This window comes from Oryzomonas sagensis, from assembly GCF_008802355.1.
GTDB classification, from domain to species: Bacteria; Desulfobacterota; Desulfuromonadia; order Geobacterales; family Pseudopelobacteraceae; genus Oryzomonas; species Oryzomonas sagensis.
Genome location: NZ_VZRA01000011.1, coordinates 16,073 through 38,731 on the forward strand (window position 1 = coordinate 16,073; position 22,659 = coordinate 38,731).

Annotated in this window: 19 protein-coding genes; 17 read left to right on the forward strand and 2 right to left on the reverse strand. The window is 61.0% G+C overall.

The window, feature by feature from the left end; translation table 11 throughout:
- Window positions 1-74: 74 nt before the first annotated feature.
- From F6V30_RS16765 to F6V30_RS16790, 6 genes are all read left to right on the forward strand, one after another.
- Complete coding sequence (locus F6V30_RS16765) at window positions 75-1,142, forward strand: M24 family metallopeptidase (protein WP_151158369.1); 1,068 nt, start codon at window positions 75-77, stop codon at window positions 1,140-1,142.
- Between the two features lie 62 nt (window positions 1,143-1,204).
- Window positions 1,205-1,675, forward strand: a complete 471-nt coding sequence (accB, locus tag F6V30_RS16770; RefSeq protein ID WP_151158371.1) for an acetyl-CoA carboxylase biotin carboxyl carrier protein — start codon at window positions 1,205-1,207, stop codon at window positions 1,673-1,675.
- Window positions 1,676-1,705: 30 nt separating this feature from the next.
- On the forward strand, window positions 1,706-3,046 hold the full coding sequence (gene accC, locus F6V30_RS16775) for an acetyl-CoA carboxylase biotin carboxylase subunit (protein ID WP_151158373.1): 1,341 nt from the start codon (window positions 1,706-1,708) through the stop codon (window positions 3,044-3,046).
- A 4-nt stretch (window positions 3,047-3,050) separates the two neighbouring features.
- Window positions 3,051-3,437, forward strand: coding sequence for a glycine cleavage system protein GcvH (gene gcvH, locus F6V30_RS16780; RefSeq protein ID WP_151158374.1), 387 nt, complete (start codon window positions 3,051-3,053; stop codon window positions 3,435-3,437).
- A 77-nt stretch (window positions 3,438-3,514) separates the two neighbouring features.
- Complete coding sequence (locus F6V30_RS16785; protein WP_246163603.1) at window positions 3,515-5,002, forward strand: TolC family protein; 1,488 nt, start codon at window positions 3,515-3,517, stop codon at window positions 5,000-5,002.
- Window positions 5,002-5,823, forward strand: coding sequence for a menaquinone biosynthetic enzyme MqnA/MqnD family protein (locus F6V30_RS16790; RefSeq protein WP_151158376.1), 822 nt, complete (start codon window positions 5,002-5,004; stop codon window positions 5,821-5,823). Before F6V30_RS16785 ends, F6V30_RS16790 begins: the two co-directional genes overlap by 1 nt.
- A gap of 46 nt (window positions 5,824-5,869) precedes the next feature.
- Here the strand turns inward: F6V30_RS16790 and F6V30_RS16795 are convergent, their stop codons facing one another.
- Window positions 5,870-6,319, reverse strand: coding sequence for an NUDIX domain-containing protein (locus F6V30_RS16795; RefSeq protein WP_151158378.1), 450 nt, complete (start codon window positions 6,317-6,319; stop codon window positions 5,870-5,872).
- A gap of 96 nt (window positions 6,320-6,415) precedes the next feature.
- Window positions 6,416-6,706: a PxxKW family cysteine-rich protein gene (locus F6V30_RS16800; RefSeq protein WP_151158380.1), complete on the reverse strand. Its 291-nt coding sequence runs from the start codon at window positions 6,704-6,706 to the stop codon at window positions 6,416-6,418.
- Window positions 6,707-6,873: 167 nt separating this feature from the next.
- Between F6V30_RS16800 and F6V30_RS16805 the strand changes: the two genes are divergently transcribed.
- The 11 genes from F6V30_RS16805 to F6V30_RS16855 all read left to right on the forward strand — a co-directional run bounded on the left by F6V30_RS16805 (window position 6,874) and on the right by F6V30_RS16855 (window position 22,573).
- Window positions 6,874-8,292: a phosphoglucomutase/phosphomannomutase family protein gene (locus tag F6V30_RS16805; RefSeq protein ID WP_151158382.1), complete on the forward strand. Its 1,419-nt coding sequence runs from the start codon at window positions 6,874-6,876 to the stop codon at window positions 8,290-8,292.
- A 139-nt stretch (window positions 8,293-8,431) separates the two neighbouring features.
- Window positions 8,432-9,307 (forward strand): Fe-S cluster assembly protein NifU, encoded by an 876-nt coding sequence (nifU, locus tag F6V30_RS16810; protein WP_151127229.1) that lies wholly within the window; start codon window positions 8,432-8,434, stop codon window positions 9,305-9,307.
- Entirely contained in the window at window positions 9,304-10,476 is a 1,173-nt protein-coding gene (gene nifS / locus F6V30_RS16815) for a cysteine desulfurase NifS (RefSeq protein WP_151158384.1), read from the forward strand. Before nifU ends, nifS begins: the two co-directional genes overlap by 4 nt.
- Before the next feature lie 255 nt (window positions 10,477-10,731).
- Window positions 10,732-11,691: a metal ABC transporter solute-binding protein, Zn/Mn family gene (locus tag F6V30_RS16820; RefSeq protein WP_151158386.1), complete on the forward strand. Its 960-nt coding sequence runs from the start codon at window positions 10,732-10,734 to the stop codon at window positions 11,689-11,691.
- A 325-nt stretch (window positions 11,692-12,016) separates the two neighbouring features.
- Window positions 12,017-13,312 (forward strand): 2-oxoglutarate dehydrogenase complex dihydrolipoyllysine-residue succinyltransferase, encoded by a 1,296-nt coding sequence (gene odhB / locus F6V30_RS16825; protein ID WP_151158388.1) that lies wholly within the window; start codon window positions 12,017-12,019, stop codon window positions 13,310-13,312.
- Window positions 13,313-13,570: 258 nt separating this feature from the next.
- The gene (gene lpdA / locus F6V30_RS16830; protein WP_151158390.1) at window positions 13,571-15,031 is read left to right on the forward strand and encodes a dihydrolipoyl dehydrogenase; all 1,461 of its coding nucleotides are present in this window, start codon (window positions 13,571-13,573) and stop codon (window positions 15,029-15,031) included.
- 286 nt (window positions 15,032-15,317) lie between these two features.
- Window positions 15,318-17,255, forward strand: coding sequence for an aconitate hydratase (locus tag F6V30_RS16835; protein WP_151158392.1), 1,938 nt, complete (start codon window positions 15,318-15,320; stop codon window positions 17,253-17,255).
- A gap of 49 nt (window positions 17,256-17,304) precedes the next feature.
- Complete coding sequence (gene pyk, locus F6V30_RS16840) at window positions 17,305-18,753, forward strand: pyruvate kinase (protein ID WP_151158394.1); 1,449 nt, start codon at window positions 17,305-17,307, stop codon at window positions 18,751-18,753.
- A gap of 152 nt (window positions 18,754-18,905) precedes the next feature.
- Entirely contained in the window at window positions 18,906-20,717 is a 1,812-nt protein-coding gene (locus tag F6V30_RS16845) for a thiamine pyrophosphate-dependent enzyme (RefSeq protein WP_275938155.1), read from the forward strand.
- On the forward strand, window positions 20,714-21,235 hold the full coding sequence (locus F6V30_RS16850; RefSeq protein ID WP_151158396.1) for an indolepyruvate oxidoreductase subunit beta: 522 nt from the start codon (window positions 20,714-20,716) through the stop codon (window positions 21,233-21,235). Before F6V30_RS16845 ends, F6V30_RS16850 begins: the two co-directional genes overlap by 4 nt.
- Before the next feature lie 42 nt (window positions 21,236-21,277).
- The gene (locus F6V30_RS16855) at window positions 21,278-22,573 is read left to right on the forward strand and encodes a phenylacetate--CoA ligase (RefSeq protein WP_151158398.1); all 1,296 of its coding nucleotides are present in this window, start codon (window positions 21,278-21,280) and stop codon (window positions 22,571-22,573) included.
- Window positions 22,574-22,659: the final 86 nt, after the last annotated feature.

A 22,659-nucleotide genomic window follows, 5' to 3' on the forward strand; every position in this document is an offset into this window, starting at 1 on the left:
CTCTTCGCATCGTTCCCCTGTCGACACAACTGGTGCCGGATATTGAAAAACTGTTTGTGATGGTGGTTTCATTTATGCTAAAAAACAGGCGCTCACATCTGGCCAGGTTCTTCGAAGATTATTCGCTGGACTGCATTCTGTTCACAAATCTGCACAACATCCGCTACCTGTGCGGTTTCACGGGGACGGAAGGCGCTTTGCTGCTGACACGGGATGCGGGCTGGTTTCTCTGCGATTCGCGGTACACCACCCAGGCATCCGGTGAGGTCGGGGATGCGGAAATCCTGGAGTTTGCCTCCAAGCTGGAAACTCTCGGCACCCTGGTGAAGGACCAGGGGTTTTCTCGAATAGGCTTCGAGGCGGCCTACACCAGCGTAGCGTTCTTCAAATCGCTTTCTGCCGCTCTGGACGGCCACGAACTGGTGGCTCTCGGCGTTGACCTTGATGATATTCGCTTCTGCAAGGATGCCGATGAACTGCAACGGCTTTCCGAGGTGGCAGCCCTCTCATCTGCCGCCCTTTTGGCGATCAGGCCTCTCCTGAAGCCGGGTGTCAAAGAGGTGGAGATTGCCCTGGAATTGGAAATGGAGATGCGTCGGCGCGGAGCGGACGGCAGGGCGTTCGACTTCATCGTCGCCTCGGGCGTGCGCGGCTCCATGCCCCATGGTGTCGCCTCCGGAAAGGCGCTCCAGGACGGCGAACTGGTAACGATCGACTTCGGCGCCGTCAAGGGCGGCTACTACTCCGACGAGACGGTCACCGTGGCGATAGGCGACCCGGGCGAACGATGCCGGACTATCCACGAAACCGTCAGAACCGCCCACGACATGGCCATCGCCGCGGTCAAACCCGGAATCTCCTGCAGGGAATTGGATGCCGTGGCCCGGGAGTACATACGGGAGTGCGGCTACGGCGACTACTTCGGGCACGGGCTGGGGCATGGCGTCGGCCTGGAAATTCACGAAAAACCGGTGCTTTCCCCCCGCAGCGACGCAGTTGCAGCCGAGGGGATGGTCTTCACCATTGAACCCGGCATCTATATCCCCGGTTTCGGCGGCGTCAGGATCGAGGACACGGTTGCGGTCACCGCCGATGGTTGCCGGGTGCTGACCGGGGTGCCCAAGGATCTGTTCATTTTGTAGTACCATTTACCGGGGACGTAGCGTTCCCGCCACCATGAAACTGTATTCAAAGGAGAAGCGTGATGGACATTAAAGACCTGAAAGTACTGATAAAGATGGTTACCGAGACGGATATTACCGAGTTTGAAATGGACAACTCCGATGAAAAGGTCGTCATCCGTCGTGGTCCCAAGACTGAATATGTCGCCGTCGCTGCTCCCGCTCCCCAGGCGTATGCAACCCCGCAGCAGGCTCCCGCTGCCGTTGCCGCTCCTGCTGCCCCTGTCTCTGCCGCCGAGACGCCCGCTGAAGCCGGAGAAACCGTCAATTCACCCATCGTGGGGACCTTCTACCGGGCGCCTGCACCGGATGCCGCTCCCTACGCAGAGGTCGGGCAGGTCGTTGAAAAGGGGCAGATCTTGTGCATCGTCGAAGCCATGAAGCTGATGAATGAGATCGAGGCCGAATATCGCTGCAAGATCGTCAAAATCTGTAAAGAAAACGCCCAGCCGGTAGAGTTCGGCGATGCGCTGTTCGTTGTTGAAAAGCTCTAAATCTTACTTCAGTCCAAGGGGTTAACCTCCATGTTCCATAAAGTTCTCATCGCCAATCGTGGCGAGATCGCCATCCGCGTGATCCGGGCCTGCAAAGAGTTGGGTATCAAGACCGTTGCGGTCTATTCCCAGGCCGACAGCAACTCGCTCCACGTGAAGCTGGCCGACGAAAGCGTCTGTATCGGCCCGGCGCCCAGCGCGCAGAGTTACCTCAATATCAACGCCATCATCAGCGCTGCTGAGCTGACCGATGCCGAAGCGATCCATCCCGGTTACGGATTTCTCTCCGAGAATGCCAATTTTGCCGAGGTATGCGAAAAGTGCGGCATCACGTTCATCGGCCCCAGCCCCGAAAGCATGCGTATCATGGGCGATAAGATCAGTGCCCGCCAGGCGGTTATCAAGCATGGCGTGCCGATCCTGCCCGGTACGAAAGAAGGGGTCAAGACGGTCGACGACGCAATCAAGATCGCCAAAAAGATCGGCTTTCCGGTGATCATCAAGGCAACTGCCGGCGGCGGGGGGAGGGGGATGAAGATCGTCCATTCCCAGGCAGCCCTGTCCAATGCCTTCGCCACGGCCCGCGCCGAGGCCCAGGCCGGTTTCGGCAATCCCGAAGTGTACATCGAGAAGTACTGCGAGCGGCCCCGCCACGTGGAGATTCAGATCCTGGCCGACAAACACGGCCACGTCATTCACTTGGGAGAACGGGATTGCTCCATTCAGCGCCGTCATCAAAAACTGATCGAGGAAGCTCCCTCCACGGTGCTCACTCCCGCGATGCGCGACGCCATGGGAACCGCCGCGGTCAATGCCGCCGCCGCCGTGGGCTACAACAGCGTCGGGACGGTGGAGTTCCTGGTCGATAAGCAAAACAATTTCTATTTCATGGAGATGAACACCCGTGTGCAGGTCGAGCACCCGGTGACCGAGATGGTGACCGGCGTCGATATCGTCCGGGAGCAGATCCTCTCCGCCGCAGGCGTGCCGCTCCGCTACAAGCAGGAGGATATCAAGATCAACGGCCACGCCATCGAGTGCCGCATCAACGCCGAAGACCCGATCAAATTCACCCCCTGCCCCGGAAAGATCACTGCCTACCATCCGCCGGGAGGTTTGGGGGTGCGGGTGGATTCCTTCGTGTATGACCAATACTCCGTCGTGCCGTACTACGACTCCATGATCGCCAAACTCATCGTCCACGCCGAAACGCGCGAAGACGCCATCCGGCGCATGTCGAGGGCTCTCGACGAGTACATCATCGAAGGGATCAAGACCACCGTATCCTTCCACAAACGGATTATGTCAAACAAGGATTTCATCGAGGGAGACATCGATACCTCCTTCCTTGAAAGGATTGTCTTGGAGTGACGCTATGGACTGCCCTGAGGAACTGAAATATTCAAAGGAACATATCTGGGTCAGAGTCGAGGGCAATTCGGCCGTCATCGGCATCACCGATTTCGCCCAGGAAGAGTTGGGCCCGATCTCGGGCGTCGAGCTGCCGGAAGAGGGCGATGAACTGGAACAGGACGATTCCGTCGGGTCCGTCGAGGCGCGCAAGACCGTTGCCGATATCTATGCCCCCTTCAGCGGAACGGTGCGCAACGTCAATCACGAGGTCATCGACAACCCGGCCCTGTTGAACGACGACCCCTATGACGGCGGCTGGCTGTTGGAGGTCACGATCAACGACCACGACGAGCTGAAGGGGTTCATGTCAGCCGACGATTACGCCGATTACGCGGAAAACAAGGATTAATTTTCCGGCGAACATGTGCTACAAAGGGCGGGATAGATGGCTATCTCGCCCTCTTGTTTTTTGAAAGGAACCGGACTGTGCGTTTATCCTATGTGCTGGCATGTGCGCTGATCTGTCTGCCGTCGCTTGCTGCGGCCGCCGACACCACGGTCTCGCTTACTCTCAGCGAGGCGATCCGTATGGCGGTGGAGAAAAACCTGGATGTGCGGGCCGAACTGTACACCCCCGCCCAGTATGAGGCGGATATCAACCGCAACCGGGCGATCTACGACCCGCTTTTGACCCTTCAGACGAGCTACAGCGATTCGACCGTGCCCTCGACCACGGTTGACGGTTCCGGGTCCAGTTATGGCCGCACGTTTCAGGCCGACGCCTCCCTGAGCCAGCTCTTCTGGACCGGCGCGACCGCCACGGCCGGCTTCAATAACGCCTTCAACAGCACCAACGCCAGCCGTTCACTGAGCAACTATTGGGAATCGACCCTGGGGGTTACCATCACCCAGCCGCTGTTGAAAAATTTCGGGCGGGAAACGACGGACGTGGCCATCAATGTCTCGCGGCTCTCCAAGTTCGCCTCTATCGAACACTTCAACACCCGCCTGTTGGCCACCGTCACCCAGGTCAGGAACGAGTATTTCAAGCTCTACAGCCTGCGGGAGCAGTTGCAGGTGGCCAAAACCTCGCTCGAACTGGCACGCAAGATCCTGAGCGACACCACGGCCCAGGTCGCGGCCGGCGTCCTTCCCGCCATGGAGATCACCAACGCCGAATTCGGCGTCTACTCGCGGGAAAAGGATTTGATCGATGTTGAAAAATCGGTCAGCGATGAGGTAGACGTTCTGCGACTGCTGCTGCAGATAAAGGATGCCCGGGATATTCTCACGGTGGACCTCCCCCGGCACGACCTCTATGAGGTGAACGAAGATGCGGCGCTCAAACTGGCCCTGAGCCGTCCCGACATCAAGGAACAGCGCCGCAACCTGGAGATTGCCGAACTTCAGACCCGCGTCTACAACAACAAGGTTAAGCCCGATCTCTCCCTTTCCGCCTCCGGTTCCCTGGTCGGCCTCAACCACACCTATCCCCGCAATCTGGAAACGCTCACCGCCGCCGACAACCCGGCCTGGAGCCTCGGCCTGGTCTTTACCTATCCCTTGGGCAACAACGCCGCCGAAAACGATTACCGCAAGAGCCGCCTCAAGACCGAACAGACCGCGGTGCAGATCCGCAGCCTTGAGGAAAACGCCGCCAACGATGTCAAGAGCGCCATCCGCGGCATCACCAGCAGCTACAAGCAGATCGCCGTGGCCGAGCGGGGCAGGGCTTACGCCGAAGAGCGCCTGCGGGCCTACCTGCGCAAGAAAGAGGTCGGCCTGGCCACCAACAAGGACGTGCTGGATGTGGAAAACGACCTCGTGGCGGCCAAGAACAACCAGATCACGGCGGTGGTGACCTACGACAACGCCATTACCCATCTGTGGCAGGTGACCGGGGAACTGCTTGAGCGGCAAGGCATCCGCGTTGTGGAGGACGACGCGGACAAACTCTACAGAGGTACTCGCTAATGCTTACTATCGGCCGTATCGACTACGCAAACGTCACCCCCCTGTTCCATTCCCTGCAAGAGCATTTTCCGAGCGCCGACTACCGGTTCGTCGGCGGCGTCCCGGCCAATCTGAACGCCCAGCTTGCCGCGGAAAAAATCGACGTCTGCCCGTCGTCCTCCATAGCGTACGCTGTTCATCCCGAGCGCTATCTCATCCTCCCCGAGCTGTCCATCAGCAGTGCCGGCCCGGTTGCCAGCGTACTGCTCTTCTCCCGCGTTCCCATCGAAGAGCTGGACGGGCAGGATATCCTGCTGAGCGCGGAGTCGGCCACATCGGTCAACCTGCTCAGAATCCTCATGGGCAAACGTTTTGGCCACTCCTGCCGGTACACCGTATCCTCCAGCCCGCTGGACGAAGCGCTCCGCACGGCGCCCGCCATGCTGCTGATCGGGGATGCCGCCTTGCGTTCGTCCATGGCCGGGACCGGCCTGCGCATCTATGACTTGGGGGCGCTCTGGTATGAATGGACCGGGCTGCCGTTCGTCTTTGCCCTGTGGTTCTGCACCCGCTCCGCGGCAAAGACGCACTATGACGAGGTGCGTCTGCTGGCTGAACGGCTCGTTCAGGCCAAGGCCTATGCCGGCCGGGAACGGGAGCATATTGCCGATGTATCGCCCGAAGCCGCCTGGATGGGGCGTGAAGGGCTCATAACCTACTGGCGGGAGAATATTTCCTATGAGATGGGGGAGGCCCAAAAGGAGGGGTTACGGCTGTTCTACCGGTATGCAGCGGAGTTGGGCTTGATCCCCGCGGCCCCCGAACTGCACTTTTTCCACTAACAACCCCCCTCGTTGCGGCGGGTTGCGGAATGGGGCCGGTTGCCGCTCAACGCCCGGCGCGAACGGCGGCGGCATAGTCGGCCAGAATGTTGGCGTGATCGAAACAGAGCCGGGCCGGCAACTCTTCAAGGGAAAACAGCGCCAGGTTGGCTGCATCGTCGGCAGCGCGGGGAATCCCGCTCCCCTGTGCCATGAAAACCGTTGAAATGGTGTGCATGCGGGTATCCCGCGCCGGGTCCGAATAGCATCCCAATAACCGCAGGTTTCCGATCTCCACAGTCGTTTCCTCCCGCGCCTCTCTTCGGGCCGCATCTTCGAGCGATTCCCCGTAATCCACGAACCCCCCCGGCAACGCCCAGCCATGGGGCGGATTTTTGCGTTCGATCAGTACGATGCGGTTATCGATCTCAATGATGATGTCCACCGTGGGGAAGGGGTTGCGGTACTGCTTGACCGGGGAACCGCATGAGGGGCAGGTAAGGGTATCGAAGGGCATGGTAAACCTCCCAAGAGCCAGGAATGTACCTCGGCACACAAAAAAAGGGGGAACATGGTTCCCCCCTTGCCATACTGGTGCGAAAAGATCCGGCGCTTATTTTTTCTTGCCGCCGGCCGCCTTTTTGGAAGCCTTGAGCGGGTTGACCCTGGTCTCTTCAACCTTGATGTCCACCTTGACGTGGCTGGCAAAGTTGCAGAGCCCATTGGCCCATTTTTTGGCCGGGGCCGGATAGGCGCTGCAAACCTGGCCGATGGAGCCGGTCACGATGCGTTCGCATCCTTCGCAATTTTCAACGATAACCTGGCAGGAGCCATCCGGGAAAATGCAACCCTGTTTGCCCCAAAAGGTACACTCGGTACCGGGAAGTACAGTCTGACACTGCATGCTTCTTCCTCCTAAATGTTCTAAATTGAAATACAACTGTAGCAAGTATGGCTGAAAAAAGTCAACAGGAAAAATCCTTGAAATTATGCCCTCTTTGACTTGACGGACGGGCTCCGGTGTATTACCTTTAAAACGACAAAAGATGTCTTGTTATTGGAGGGAATCACATCATGGGAATCGTTTTCGGAACGTCCGGGTGGCGCGGCATCCTCTGTGAAGACTTCATTATGGACAATGTCAGGGTGGTTGTCCGGGCCATTGCCGACCACCTGATCGCTTCCGGGGAGCAGCACAAGGGCGTGATCGTCGGCTGCGATACCCGCTTCATGGGGCAGCGCTTCGCCTGTGAGGCCGCACGGGTTCTGGCGGGCGCGGGGATCAAAGTCTACCTGTGCGAAGGGGACACCCCCACGCCGGTCATATCGTTCGAGATACTGCGCCGCCATGCCGCCGGCGCCGTCAACTTCACGGCCAGTCACAACCCCCCTGAATACAACGGCGTCAAGTTCTCGCCGTCATGGGGCGGGCCGGCCCTCCCCGAAACCACAAAGGATATCGAGCAGCGGGCAAACCGGATGCTGGGCGCGCCCAATTGCACGACGCTCTCCCTGGAGGAAGCCTCAAACCGCGGGCTCCTGGAGCGCATCGACCCGCGGCAGGCGTACCTGAAGGCCCTGGAAGAAAAGGTGGATTTCGACGCCATTGCCCACCTCGGGAAGGTGGCCCTCAATCCCCTGTACGGCACCGGCCGGGGGTATCTGGACGAACCGCTGAAACAGCGCGGCATTCCCTCTGTCATGATTAACGACCGTCTCGATCCCTACTTCGGCGGTCAGCCGCCCGAACCGTCCGAAAGCCATATCCCCGATTTCATCGCCCTGGTCAAAAACGATCCGGCTATTCGCCTGGGGTTGGCGACCGATGGCGACGCCGACCGTTTCGGTATTCTTGATGGCGATGGTTCTTTCATCGAGCCCAATTATATTATTGCCCTGCTCTTGAATTATCTGATCCGAGTGCGCAAAATGGAAGGAGGAGTGGCCCGCAGTGTCGCCACTTCCCATCTGGTCGATGCCGTTGCCCGGAAACACGGTATCCCGGTCTTTGAAACGCCGGTCGGCTTCAAGTATATCGGCGAACTGATCAGCCAGGACAAGATCATTATCGGCGGCGAAGAAAGCGCCGGGCTCACCATCAAGGGGCATGTGCCCGAAAAAGACGGGATTCTGGCGTGTTTCCTGGTGGCCGAGATGGTCGCCCGTGAGGGAAAGAGCATCCGGGAACTGTTGGAACGGCTCTATGCAGAGGTGGGACGTTTCATAACCCGCCGTGACAACCTCAAGCTTTCGCCGCAACTTGAAACGGAGTATGCAGACAAGATAACGAATCTTCCCGCCGAAGTCGCCGGGGTTAAGGTCAAGGAGGTGATCAGGATCGACGGGACCAAGCTGCTGCTGGAGGATGGCAGCTGGGTGCTGTTCCGCAAGTCGGGCACCGAGCCGGTGGTGCGCCTCTATGGCGAGGCGGCTACCGAGGCAAGGTTGGCTGAGGTCATGGCCGCAGGACGGAAATTTATTATGGGCTAAACCGTCAGGACGACAATCGACAGGGGGTAACGGGATCGGCCTTGATGAGCAGATGCCGTGTCATTCTGCCCACCCCTGTTTGTATGTTTTAATAGGTTGTAAAGCAAATTTACCTAAAAAAGGCGAGGAGATCATCACCATGTGGGACTATACACCAACCGTGAAAGAACATTTTCTTAACCCCCGCAACGTAGGGGATATACCCGATGCGGACGCCGTCGGCGAAGTGGGCAGCCTGGCCTGCGGCGACGCCCTGAAGCTGTATCTCAAGCTGGACGACGACAAGGACAAGATCGTCGACGCCAAGTTCCAGACCTTTGGCTGCGCCAGCGCTATCGCCTCCTCATCGGCCCTGACCGAGATGGTCAAGGGCAAGACCCTGGACGAGGCCCTGGCCATCAGCAACCAGGACATCGCCGAATTTCTGGGCGGACTGCCGGAGGAGAAGATGCACTGCTCGGTGATGGGACAGGAGGCGCTGGAGGTAGCCATTGCCAAATACCGCGGCCATGAGGTCAAACCCCATGACCATGATCATGATCACGGCCCGGCCTACCCGGACCAGGAGGGGACCATTGTCTGCAAATGTTTCGGCATCACCGACGTGTTCCTGAAAAAGGTGATCGAGACCAACAAGCTCACCACGGCCGAACAGGTGACCCATTTTACCAAGGCCGGCGGCGGCTGCGGCGGCTGCATTCCCAGGATCAAGGAGCTGATCGCCGAGGTGATGGGCAAACAGGAGTCCGAAGAACCGCGCAAACGCCCGGAGAAACTCTCCAACATGAAAAAGATGCAGATGATTCAGGAAGTGTTGGAACGGGATATCCGGCCGCTGTTGTGGGCCGACGGCGGCGACCTGGAACTGATCGACATCGACGGCCCCAAAGTGCAGGTGGCTTTCCGTAAGGCGTGCGCAGGCTGCTCTTCTTCCGGTTTCACCTCCCGCGTGGTCGAGCAGAAGCTGCGCGACCTGGTGGCGGAGGATATCGTTGTCGAGGAGGTCGCGGCATGAAAGAGATCTACCTGGACAACAACGCCACCACCAAGGTGGACGAAGCGGTCTTTGAGGAGATGCGCCCCTATTTTTGCGAACTGTACGGCAACCCCAGTTCCATGCATTTCTTCGGCGGCCAGGTGCAGCAGAAGGTGGACGAGGCCCGCAAGCGTGTGGCAGCCCTCCTGGGGGCCTCACCGGACGAGATCATCTTCACGGCCTGCGGTACCGAGAGCGATAACGCCGCCATCCGTTCGGCCCTGGAGGTGTTCCCGGAAAAACGCCACGTCATCACCTCCCGTGTGGAGCATCCGGCCGTGCTGACCCAGTGCCGCAACCTGACCCAGAAGGGGTATCGGGTGACCGAGATCGGCGTGGACAGCGAGGGGCAGTTGGACATGGCGGAACTGAAGGCCGCAGTGGACGCCGATACCGCCATCGTGTCGCTGATGTACGCCAACAACGAGACCGGCGTGATCTTCCCCATCGAGGAGGCTGCCGCCATCGCCAAGGCCAAGGGGGTATTGTTCCACACGGACGCCGTCCAGGCCGTGGGCAAGGTCCCGATCAACCTGGCGGCCTCGAAGATCGACCTGCTGTCCCTCTCCGGCCACAAACTGCATGCGCCCAAGGGGATCGGCGTGCTCTACCTGCGCCGCGGCACCCCCTTCCGTCCCTTCATGGTGGGGGGGCACCAGGAAAAGAGCCGCCGCGCCGGCACGGAAAACGCCGCCGCCATCATCGCCCTGGGCAAGGCCTGCGAGCTTGCCGGGCAGAACATGGCAATCGAGAACACCCAGGTCAAGGCCCTGCGTGACCGTCTGCAAACCGAGTTGATGGCCCGTATCCCCCATGCCCGCATCAACGGTGGGGCGGCCGAGCGCCTGCCCAATACCCTGAACATCGCGTTCGAGTTCGTGGAGGGCGAGGCGATCCTGCTCCTGCTCAACGAACTGGGCATCTGCGCCTCGTCCGGCAGCGCCTGCACCTCCGGCTCCCTGGAGCCGTCCCATGTGCTGCGGGCCATGGGCGTACCCTTCACCTGCGCCCACGGTTCGATCCGCTTCTCCCTCTCCCGCTACACCACTGCCGGAGAGATCGACACGGTCATCCGCGAACTGCCGCCCATCATCGCCCACCTGCGCCAGATGTCGCCCTTTGGCAGGGAGTTCCTCAAGAAACAGTGATAACCGGTATCGGTTTTCCCTGTGAAAGTCATGGTGAAAGTGCCGGTCATTCGCAACTGAATGCCCGGCACTTTTTTGCCCCGAACCGTTTTGATTTTCTATCTCAAACATCCCGTTAGCAGCCCCCAGCCGGCTCCTCTTCTTTTCACGGTCAAGACTCTGCTTGACAAGTAAGTGAAAATAATTTCTATTTATATCTCCCTGTTCGGCTTGCTGCACCGACGTACATACCTGATTTGTCCCGAGGAGATCGACATGAAACGCATACTCATCGCAGCTTCACTGCTGACGTGCCTGCTGTTTACCGGCGCCTGTCAGAAACAGACTACTCCGCCGCCCGCCGCCGGCCCCAAAAAACTGGTGGTCGTGACCACCCTGTTTCCGCTCTACGACTTTGTCCGGGCCATCGGTGGGGACAAGGTCGATGTCAGCCTGCTCCTGCCGCCCGGCGTGGAAGCCCACAGCTTCGAGCCGAAACCCGAGGATGCGCTGCGCACGGCAAAGGCGGGTCTGTTCATCTTCACCAACTCGTACATGGAACCGTGGGCGGTGAGCTTCGTCAAAGGGCTCAATACCGGCACCATCACCCTGCTGGATTCCAGTGCGGGGGTTACGTTCCAGAAGGCCGGCGTTGAAGAGGAGAAGGAGGAGCACGGCCACGAAGGGGACCACCATCATGGCGGCGGCATGGACCCCCATATCTGGCTCGACTTCGGCAACGCCCAGATCATGGTGGCCAACATCGCAGCCGGCCTGGAGGCAAAAGATCCGGCCAACAGGGAGTATTACCGGGCCAATGCCGATGCCTACCGGGGGGAACTGAAAAAGCTCGATGCCGAATACAGGGTCGGGTTGTCCTCCTGTGGTAAGAAGTCCTTTCTCCATGGCGGCCACTATGCCTTTGGCTATCTCGCCAACCGTTACGGCCTTAAGTACGAATCCGCGTCCGCCGTCAACGCCGATGCCGAACCGACCCCGGCCAAGCTGATGGCGCTGGTCAAACAGGTCAGGGCCACGGGGCTTAGGTACGTTTTCAGCGAGGAATTGCTCTCGCCGCGCGTGTCCGAGATGATCGCCAAGGAAAGCGGCGCCTCGGTCCTATTGCTGCACGGCGCCCACAACATCAGTAAAAGCGATTTCGAACATGGCGTGACCTTTCTCGCGCTGATGAGGAATAATCTGGCAAGCCTCAAGACCGGTCTGGAATGCAGATAGTCGTTAAGAACGACAACCATGAAAACGGTAGGTGGGCCGCAGAGCCCCGGAGCCAATGAGAACGTCACGGAGTCCTTTCACCTGGGACCTTCGCCGGGACGCAGAATCGTCACGTAGCTCCCTGATGATGCGCTGTCGGATTTTGTTGCCTCCGTGTCTATTGTGGCTCTGTGGTGAATGTTTTCTGGGGATAACTGATTTCAGAGGGGCGGCCGCAGCGGGGCCGCCCTTTGTTTTTGCTGGCGTATCGGAAAAAATGCGCTAGAATAAAACACCGTCCGTTCTCATGAAACGGTGATGGAACCTTTTCTAAGGAGTTTTGCTTATGGAAATACGGGTGCCCGAGGTGGGCGAATCGGTCCGGGAAGCGTTGCTGGCCACGTGGTTCAAGAAGAACGGCGAGAGCGTGAAGAAGGACGAAGCGCTGTGCGAGATCGAAACCGACAAGATCACGCTGGACATCAACGCCGACGCGGCCGGTGTGCTCTCCATCACCGTGGCCGAGGGTACGACCATACCGGTCGGCACGGTCATCGGCTCCATCGACGAGCAACAGGCTGCGGTCGCCGTTGCCGTTGAACCGTCTGCGCCAGTGGCGGCTGCACCGGCAGCCCCGGTGCAGCCGCCGGCGGCCGACCCCGCCGCTGCGCCATCGTCGCCGGCCGCCCGTCGGGAAATGCGCGAACAGGGGATTGATCCCGCCTCGGTCGTGGGGACCGGCAAGGGGGGGCGTATCACCCTGGACGACCTGTTCAGCGGCATCGCGGAAAAATCCCAGCAGGGGGCGGCCGCACCGATTCCCGCCCCGGATGTTCCCGCCGTTCCTGCCCCCCCCCAGGGCATGGCTGCCGCTTCTGCCCCGCCTGCACCGGCCGAGGCCGTTGGCACGGTTCACTCGGAGGAGGCCCCCCTTTACGCGGCCGAGAGGGAAGAACGCCGGGCCATGTCCCCCATCCGCAAGCGCATCGCCGAACGCCTCGTGGCGGTGCGGCGGGAAACCGCCATGCTTACCACCTTTAATGAGGCCGACCTGAGCCACATCATGGCGCTGCGTGACAAATACCGGGACCACTTCCAAAAGCGCCACGGCGTCAAGCTCGGCTTCATGCCGTTCTTCGTCAAGGCGTGCGTCGAGGCGCTGCGGGAATTCCCGTCCGTGAATGCCAGCATCGACGGCGACGACATCGTGTACCACCATTACTACGACATCGGCATTGCCGTGGGCGGCGAGAAAGGGCTGGTGGTCCCGATCCTGCGCAACGCCGAGCGTCTCCATTTCCACGAGGTGGAGCAGGCCATAGGCGGTTTCAGCGAGAAGATCAAGACCAACCGCCTGACCATCTCCGACCTGGAGGGGGGCACCTTTACCATCTCCAACGGCGGCGTGTACGGCTCCATGCTCTCCACCCCCATACTCAATCCGCCTCAGAGCGGCGTGCTCGGCATGCACGCCATTCAGGAACGCCCGGTGGTGCGGGACGGCCAGATCGTCATCCGCCCCATGATGTTTCTTGCGCTCTCCTACGATCATCGCATCATCGACGGCCGCGAGGCGGTCGGGTTCCTGAAAAGCGTCAAGGAGTATATCGAGGACCCGGAGGAGTTGTTGCTGGAAGGGTAGGGGACGCCTTAGGAGGTTGTTGAAAAACAGCCATCAGGCCTTCGTCCTCGAAAGCCCTTTTGTGCGGCGTAGCGCCCCTCATCCTATCCTTCTCCCAAAGGGAGAAGGGATACCGTTACCCTCTCCCTCTGGGAGAGGGTGGCCAAAGGCCGGGTGAGGGCCTCCGCGGGGCTTGTCTAGCGGGTGCGACGATCTGACTATTTTTGAACAACCTGGGTCTTTCAACAGTCTGCTAAATTCCACACGGAGGATTCAGTCATGTCCGATCACATATTCGATCTTATCGTCATCGGCGCCGGGCCGGGCGGCTATGTGGCCGCCATCCGCGCCACGCAACTGGGGATGAAGGTCGCCGTTGTCGAAAAACGCGATGCCTTGGGTGGCGTCTGTCTGAACGAGGGGTGCATCCCCAGCAAGGCTCTGCTGGACTCCAGCGAATTTTTTGCCGTGGCGCGGGATCGCTTTCCCGTGCACGGCATCGACATCGCTCCGCCCCAACTCAACCTGGAAGCCATGATGCGCCGTAAGGACGACGTGGTCAAAAAGAACACCGACGGTATCGCCTACCTCTTCAAGAAGAACGAGATCGAGTGGGTTCGCGGCACAGGAAGGCTTGTGGGGCGCAACGCCCTTGGCCGCCACGAGGTCGAAGTGGCGCTCGCGGAGGCAACGGGGCCCGCCGGTCAGCAGAGCCTGCCGCCGGACGCCGCAACGAGCGTGAAGCTCCAGGCCCAGCGGGTACTGCTGGCGACCGGCAGCGAGGCTGCCACGCTCCCCGGCATCCCCTTTGACGGGCAGGTGGTGGTCAGCGCCCGCGAGGCGCTCTGCTTCGACGAACTTCCCCAACACCTGGTGGTTGCCGGGGGCAGCTTTATCGGCCTGGAGCTCGGGTCGGTCTGGCGCCGCCTGGGGGCCCAGGTAACAGTGATAGAGATGATGCCCCAGATCGTGCCGATCATGGACCGGCAGGCGGGAGACACCCTCTATCGATCCCTGCGCAAACAGGGCATCGAGTTCAAGTTGGGGACGCGCATCTCCGGGGTGCGCCGCATCGGCAGCAAGGCCATTGTCCAGTACAACGCCGGTACCGGCAGCGAGGAGATCGATTGCGACCGTCTGCTGGTGGCCGTTGGCCGCCGCCCTCTGACGGCCGGGCTCAATCTGGAAGAGGTCGGGGTACGGCTGGACGAGAAGGGGAGGGTGGCGGTGGACGGGGATTACCAAACCTCCGTACCGGGTATCTACGCCATAGGGGACCTGGTCCCCGGCCCGATGCTGGCCCACAAAGCGTCGGAAGAGGGAGTGGCCTGCGTGGAACGCATGGCGGGCAAGGTAGCGGCGGTGGAGTACGAATATATCCCCGGCGTGGTCTATACCTGGCCGGAAGGCGCCACGGTCGGCCAGACCGAGGAACAACTCAAGGAGGCCGGTATCCCTTACCGGAGCGGCCGGTTCAACTTTGCCGCCCTTGGCCGGGCGCGCTGCATGGATGAAACGGAGGGGTTCGTCAAGATCCTGGCCCATCAGGATACGGACCGGGTTCTGGGGGTGCATATCGTCGGACCGCGGGCCTCGGACCTGATTGCCGAGGCGGTCGCCATCATGAGTTTCGGCGGCACGGCCCGTGATATCGCCCTGATCTGCCATGCCCACCCGACTCTGCCCGAGGCGGTGCGGGAGGCGGCGCTGGATGTGCACAAGGAGGCGATTCACGCCTGATGGGTTGTTGAAAAACAGCCATCAGGCCTTCGTCCTCGAACACCCCTTCGTGCGACGTAGCGCCCCTCATCCTATCCTTCTCCCAAAGGGAGAAGGGATACCGTTACCCTCTCCCTCCGGGAGAGGGTGGCCAAAGGCCGGGTGAGGGCCTCCTCAGGGCTTGTCTAGCGGGTGCGACGATCTGACTATTTTTGAACAACCTGATTTTTTCAATAGCCCGCTAAGAATATGGAGTTATTTGATATACTAATTACAGTATGGATTACCAAGGAAGGGGATGATGACAATGGCACAGAACCTTGCGACCAAAATACTCGAACATCATCTGGTGGAGGGGGAACTGGTCCCCGGCCGGGAGATTGCCATCCGTATCGACCACACGCTGTTGCAGGATGCCACCGGCACCATGGCCATGCTGGAGTTCATCGCCATGGGGCTGCCTCGGGTCAAGGTCGGGCTGGCGGCCCAGTATATCGATCACAACCTGCTGCAAACCGACTATAAAAACGCCGACGACCACGCCTTTCTGACCAGCGCCGCCATGAAGTACGGCGTGCACCTGTCCAAGCCGGGCAACGGTGTTTCTCATCAGGTGCATCTTGAACGCTTCGGCGTGCCGGGCATCACGCTCCTGGGGGCCGATTCCCACTCCCCCACGGCTGCCGGCATATCGGTGCTGGCCATCGGGGCCGGCGGTCTGGACGTAGCCCTGGCCATGGCCGGCCACCCCTTTTACCTCCCCTGTCCCAAAGTGATGGGGGTCAAGCTGGTGGGGCGCCTGCCCGACTGGGTTTCGGGCAAGGATGTCATCCTGGAGATGCTCCGCCGCCACACGGTCAAGGGCGGGGTGGGCAAGGTTATCGAATACTACGGCCCGGGCGTGGCCACGCTTTCGGCTACCGATCGCGCCACCATCGGCAACATGGGGGCGGAACTGGGCGCCACCTCCTCGATCTTTCCCTCGGACGAGCGGACACGGGAGTTTCTGGTCTCCCAGGGGAGGGGCGATTGCTGGCGACCCCTGGCCGCGGACGAGGGAGCGACCTACGACGAATACGACGAGATCGACCTGTCGGCGCTGGAACCGCTGATCGCCTGCCCGTCGTCGCCGGACAACGTCGTGACGGTACGGGAGGTTGAGGGAGTCAAGGTAGACCAAGTGCTGGTGGGGAGTTCGGTCAATTCCTCGTTCCGCGACCTGATGACCGTCTGCCGCATCCTGGAAGGGCAGCGCATTGCGCCCCAGGTGTCGTTCCACATCAACCCGGGCAGCCGCCAGGTTTTGGAAAACGTGGCCGATCAGGGCGGTGTGGTGACGTTGCTGATGGCCGGGGCGAGCATTCACCAGTCCGGCTGTCTGGGCTGCATCGGCATGGGGCAGGCGCCGGGCACCGACCAGGTTTCGTTGCGCACCTTCCCGCGCAACTTCCCGGGCAGGAGCGGCACCAAGGGGGACAAGGTCTATCTCTGCTCCCCGGAGACCGCCGCTGCCGCCGGTATTTACGGCGTGATCACCGATCCGCGCAAGCTGTCGACCATCAAGGCCTATCCGGCGGTGCGGAACCCCTCCACATATCTGCTGGACGATTCCGGCATCATCTTCCCCCTGGAGGATACCGCCTCCGTCGAGATCAAGACCGGCCCCAACATCGTGCCGTTCCCGGAATTCGAAGCGCTGCCGGATACGTTGCAGGCAGAGGTGGTCATTAAATTGGAGGATAATGTCAGCACCGACCACATCATGCCTGCCGGCAACAAGGTACTGCCGCTGCGCAGCAACATCCCGGCCATCGCCGAGCATGTCTTCGAACAGGTTGACCCGGAATTTCCGGCCCGGGCCAAGGCGGCCGGCAACGGGGTGGTCGTGGGGGGCGAGAACTACGGCCAAGGGTCGTCCCGGGAGCATGCCGCCCTTGCGCCGCGCTACCTGGGGATACGCGCCAAGCTGGCCAAGAGCTTCGCCCGCATCCACAAGGCCAACCTGGTCAACTTCGGCATCCTGCCGCTGACCTTCAAGAACCCGGCCGATTACGATCTGTTCAACCAGGGGGACCGGGTCTCCTTCTCGGACCTGCGGCGTCTGGTGGGGAGCGGCGCCGAGGATGTGCCGATGCAGGTTGGGGACAAACAGGTCATGATGCAGTTGAATATCTCCGAGCGCCAGCGCCGGGAGTTGCTGGCCGGGGGGACATTGAATTACGTGCGGCAGAGCAACCATAAGTAACTGATATATCACAGCGCCCGGAACCGGGCGTTCCACAGAAGGAGCATGAATGCCAAGAACCGCAGTCGCAGTACACAAAACCAAGATCGTAGCCACCCTCGGCCCGGCCAGTTCGTCGCCCGACATGGTGGCCCGGCTCATATCGGCCGGAGTGGATATCTTTCGTCTCAATTTTTCCCACGGCGACAACGCCCAGAAACAGGAGCTGATCCATACCATCAGGCAGGCCTCCGAAAAGGCGGGGCGCCAGATCGGCATCCTGGCCGACCTGCAAGGGCCCAAGATCAGGACCGGCAAGATGGCGAACGATGCCATGACCCTGACCAAGGGACAGGAGGTGGTCATCACCACCGAGGACATCCTCGGCCGCGACGGCCTTATTCCCACGATCTACCGTTCCCTCCCCACGGATGTGCATCCCGGATCGCGTATCCTTCTGGACGATGGCCTGATGGAGTTGAAGGTCGTGGCCATCGATGGGGAGCGGGTCCGTTGCACGGTGGTGACCGGCGGCGTGCTGAAGAACAACAAGGGGATCAACCTGCCGGGCGTGAATGTCTCGGCCCCCTCCCTGACCGAGAAAGACCTGGCTGACCTGGACTTTGCCCTCGATGCCGAGGTGGATTTCGTGGCGCTCTCGTTCGTGCGGACCGCCGAGGATGTGGAGCAGATCAAGCGGATCATCTACCTGAAGGGGAAAAACACGCCGGTCGTGGCCAAGATCGAAAAGCCCGAGGCGCTGCAGAATTTCAAGAAGATCCTCCAGGCGACGGATGCCGTCATGGTGGCCCGCGGCGACCTGGGGGTGGAGATCGAGGCCGAGAAGGTGCCGGTCTTCCAGAAAAAGATCATTCAGGCCTGCAATGAGGCCGGCAAGCCGGTCATCACCGCCACCCAGATGCTGGACTCCATGATCCGCAATCCGCGGCCGACGAGGGCCGAGACGTCCGATGTGGCCAACGCCATTGTGGACGGCACCGATGCGATCATGCTTTCCGCCGAAACCGCCTCCGGCGATTACCCGATCGAGGCGGTGGAGACCATGGTCCGCATCGCTCAGGATGTGGAGAACGCCGATTTCTGGAGTACCGTGGATAAAAGCCTGTCAACGCCCAGCATTGCCCAGGCGGTCGCCGAATCGGCATGCCGGGCGGCCGCCAGCCTGGGGGCCAAGACCATCGCCGTCTTCACCCAATCGGGCAGCACGGCGGCGCTCATCTCCCATTTTCGCCCCCATATCCCGATCATCGCCTATACCGCATCGCCGGAGATTCAGCGGCGGCTCTCCATCTACTGGGGGGTAAGCGCCACCGGCATCGGCAGCATGGCGGACATGCACCAGCAGATCATGGCGGTTGAACGCAACATGCTGGCGGCCGGTTACCGCAAGGGGGACATTATCGTCATCATCATGGGGCTGCCGGTGGAGGCGCGCGGTTCCACCAATCTGATGAAGGTGCACAAGCTGGGAACCGGTGAATTCTTCGAGATTTACTGACATTACTGAGTACATGAGCATACAGAGTGTAGATCGAAACGGCGGCCCCAAAGGTCGCCGTTTGCTTTTGCCCTCGCCGGTTTTGTATTGACAAAGCCGTCTCACGTTACGAGAATAAGCGCTTTGCACGTTATGGACAGAGGGAGAGGCATGTGCCGGAACAACAACCGATATTGATGCAGGGAAACGAGGCCATGGCCCGCGGTCTGGTGGAGAACGGCTGCGTGGTGGCCGCTTCCTACCCGGGGACGCCCGCCTCCGAGATCCTTTCCGCCGTCGACACCTGGCGCAAGGCCGAGGGGGCGAACATGCACGTGGAGTGGGCGGTCAACGAAAAGGTGGCCTTCGAGATCGCCTATGCCGCCAGCCAGAGCGGGCTGCGCGCCGCCACCGCCATGAAGCAGGTGGGCCTGAACGTCGCCTCCGACCCGTTGATGAGCGCCGCCTATCTCGGTACGGTGGGCGGTTTCGTGGTGATCAGCGCCGACGATCCCGGCCCCCATTCGTCCCAGACCGAGCAGGACTCCCGCCTGGTGGCCATGCAGGCCAAGATCCCGGTTCTTGACCCCTCTTCCCCGGCCGAGGCGCGGGAGATGGCCGGCCTGGCCTTCCAACTGTCCGAGGAGTTCGGGGTGCCGGTGATGCTGCGCCCCACCACCCGGGTCTGTCACGCCAGCCAGGACATCCTTCTCCGTCCCGTCCAGGATCTGCAACGCGCAGCCGATTTCCGCAAAGACCCCAAACGCTGGGCCGCCACCCCAAAATTCCGATATGAATTACACGTCAAACTCAACCAGACCTTGTCACGGATCGCCGCCTATGGGCCGACCGCGCCCCGCTGCCTGAACCGTGATCCCGGGACCCGCCGTGCCGTGGTTGCCTCCGGCGTATCGGCCGCCCATGCGCGGGAGGTGGCGAGCGCTTCCGGCCTTTGGGACTCCTTTGCCTTCTACCAGGTCCTCCAGCCCTATCCGCTGCACATCGCCTTTGTGGAGGAGCTCCGCTCCGCCTACGACGAGGTGCTGGTGCTGGAGGAAACCGTCGGGGTGATCGAGATGCAGCTTCGCGACTACCGGCGGGTGCAGGGCAAGCTTTCCGGTTTTGTTCCCGAGGCGGGAGAACTGCTGCCCGAGACGATCGAGCGGCTTCTGCCCCGGTTTGCCGGCAGGCCGCTGCCGGAACTGCCCGAAGCGGCTCCGGCGGCGGGCAAGCGCCCGACCCTCTGCCCCGGCTGTCCGCACCGGGCCAGCTTCTATGCCATCAAGAAGGCTGCGCCCACGGGAATCTACCCCAGCGACATCGGCTGTTATACCCTGGGGGTCAATCTGGGGGGCGTGGACACGGTCCTGTGCATGGGAGCCGCCATCGGCCAGGCTGCCGGATTCTACCAGGCCTACCGGGTGACCGGCCAACCACGCGACATTGTTGCCACCATCGGCGACTCCACCTTTTTTCACGCCGGCATCCCCCCCCTGATCGACGCCGTGGTACAGGGGGCCCGCTTCGTCCTGGTGATCCTGGACAACAGCACCACCGCCATGACCGGCAACCAGCCGACCCCCTCCCTGGGTACCCCCGCAGGCCAAGCGGTGGATATCGCCTCGATTGTTGCGGGTTGCGGCGTGAAATTCTGCCGTAGCGCCGACCCACTGAATCTGCCGGCCTTCACCGCCCTGCTCAAGGAAGCGCAGGCCTTTTCCCGAGACCTGGGGGTGGCGGTCGTGATTGCCAAGAGCCCCTGCCTGGTGGACAAGAGCGTACGGCACGCCAAGCGTCCCCAGGCGGTTGTGGATGCCGCATGCACCGGATGCCGGTACTGCACCAGCCAGTTCGAGTGTCCGGCTTTGGTCTACGATGAGGTCAGCGGCAAGGTCCTGGTGGACGTCATGATCTGTAGCGGCTGCGGGGTATGTCTCGATGTCTGCCCGGTGAAGGCGATCCGTCAGGAAGGAGGGAAGCCATGACATCCCAACAGTTGATTATCTCCGGGGTAGGGGGGCAGGGAATCCTCTTCATCACCCGGCTCCTGGCGGAAACCGCCATTGCCAAGGAGTTGCCGGTGTTGACCTCCGAGACCCACGGCATGGCCCAGCGGGGCGGCATCGTCATCTCCCACCTCAAGGTCGGGACATTCTCCAGTCCCCTGGTGCGTCCGGGCCAGGCCGACGGCTTGATCGCCCTCAAGCCGGGGAATATGAAACTTCACCATCCCTTTCTGAAGCCGGACGGCTGGATAACGGCCAATGCCGTGGAGCCATCCCCCTTGGCCGGGGTTGTTACCATCGATGCCGACACGCTGGCCCTGCAACTGGGTAACCCCCAGGCGGTCAACCTGATCGTCCTCGGTCGCGCCCTGTCCATGGGCCGTTTTTTTTGTACGAAGGATGAAGTGGCCAAAGTGCTTCGGCGAAAATTAAACGGCAAACCCGCCGTGCTGGAAGGGGCCCTGGCAGCCCTTGCCGCCGGTACCGGCGCGGCCTGATACCATGTATGCCACAGATTATTCACGGAGTCGATACCTGCTATGTTGAATCATTTCCCCCCGAAGATCACCGCCATCGAAGAACTCCCGGCCCACCAGCTACGCGGCCTGCAATGGACGGTGCGGCATGCCTTCGAACATTCCGCCTTCTACCGTGAACGCCTCTCGGCTACCGGCATCGGGCCGGACGACATCACAAGCCTGGACGACCTGCGCCGCCTCCCCTTTACCACGGCTGACGACCTGGCTGCAGGCTATCCCTTTGCCCTGCGCGCGGCCGACTTCGCCGACCTGGTGCGCATCCACGCCTCGTCCGGCACCACCGGCAAGCGGAAGGTCCTCTGCTATACCCGCAAGGATGTGGAAGACTGGCAGACCATGTTCGCCCGCTGCTACGAACTGGCCGGCCTGACGCGCCAGGACCGGGTGCAGATCGCGGTGGGGTACGGACTCTGGACCGCCGGCATCGGCTTTCAGCAGGCCTGCGAACGTTTCGGCGCCCTGGCGGTGCCGGTGGGCCCCGGCAACCTTGAACTGCAAACCGCTTTTCTGATCGATCTGCAATCGACGGTATTTTGCTGCACGGCGTCCATGGGGCTGCTGCTGGCGGAGGAGGTTCAGCGAAAAGGGTTGAAAGACAAGCTCAACCTTAAGAAGATCATCCTGGGCGCCGAGCGTTCCAGCAGCGCCATGCTCGACACCATGCGCGACTGTCTCGGCGTTGAAGATATCTACGACGTCACCGGGCTTACGGAGGTCTATGGCCCCGGCACCGGCCTGTCATGCCGGGAGAACAGCGGCATCCATTACTGGGCCGACTACTATATCCTCGAAGTGCTCGACCCGCTGACCCTGGAACCTGCCGCCCCCGGCGCGATCGGAGAGATGGTCTTTACCACCCTGTGCAAAGAGGGAGCGCCGCTGATCCGTTACCGTTCCCGCGACCTGACCCGGCTTTTGCCGGGGGAATGCCCCTGCGGGTGCTTCATGCCGCGCCACGACCGGATTCTCGGCCGTTCCGACGACGTCACCATTTTCCGCGGGGTCAATATCTACCCCGGCCAGATCGATGAGGCGCTGAACCGTGTCCCGGGGATCGGCAGCGAATACCAGGTGCTGTTCGACCGCGGTCCCGACGGCCGGGACAGCATGCTGGTGCGGGTGGAACGGGCGCACAACGGCGCCGCGCTGCCCGATGAGCGGGTTTTGAAGGCAGTTGCGGCCGGTATCAAGCACACCATGCTGGTATCGTGCACTGTTGAGGTGTTGGCGGCGGGGACATTGCCGCGTTCGGAGCGCAAGACGCGTCGCATATTCGACAGTCGTTCATTCGAGTGATTTTCTTGTCGATTTAACTGTCGGATTAATAACGTATTTTTTTGGGTTATTGAAAAAAGCGGAGAAAAGAATAAAAAAAGGTATTG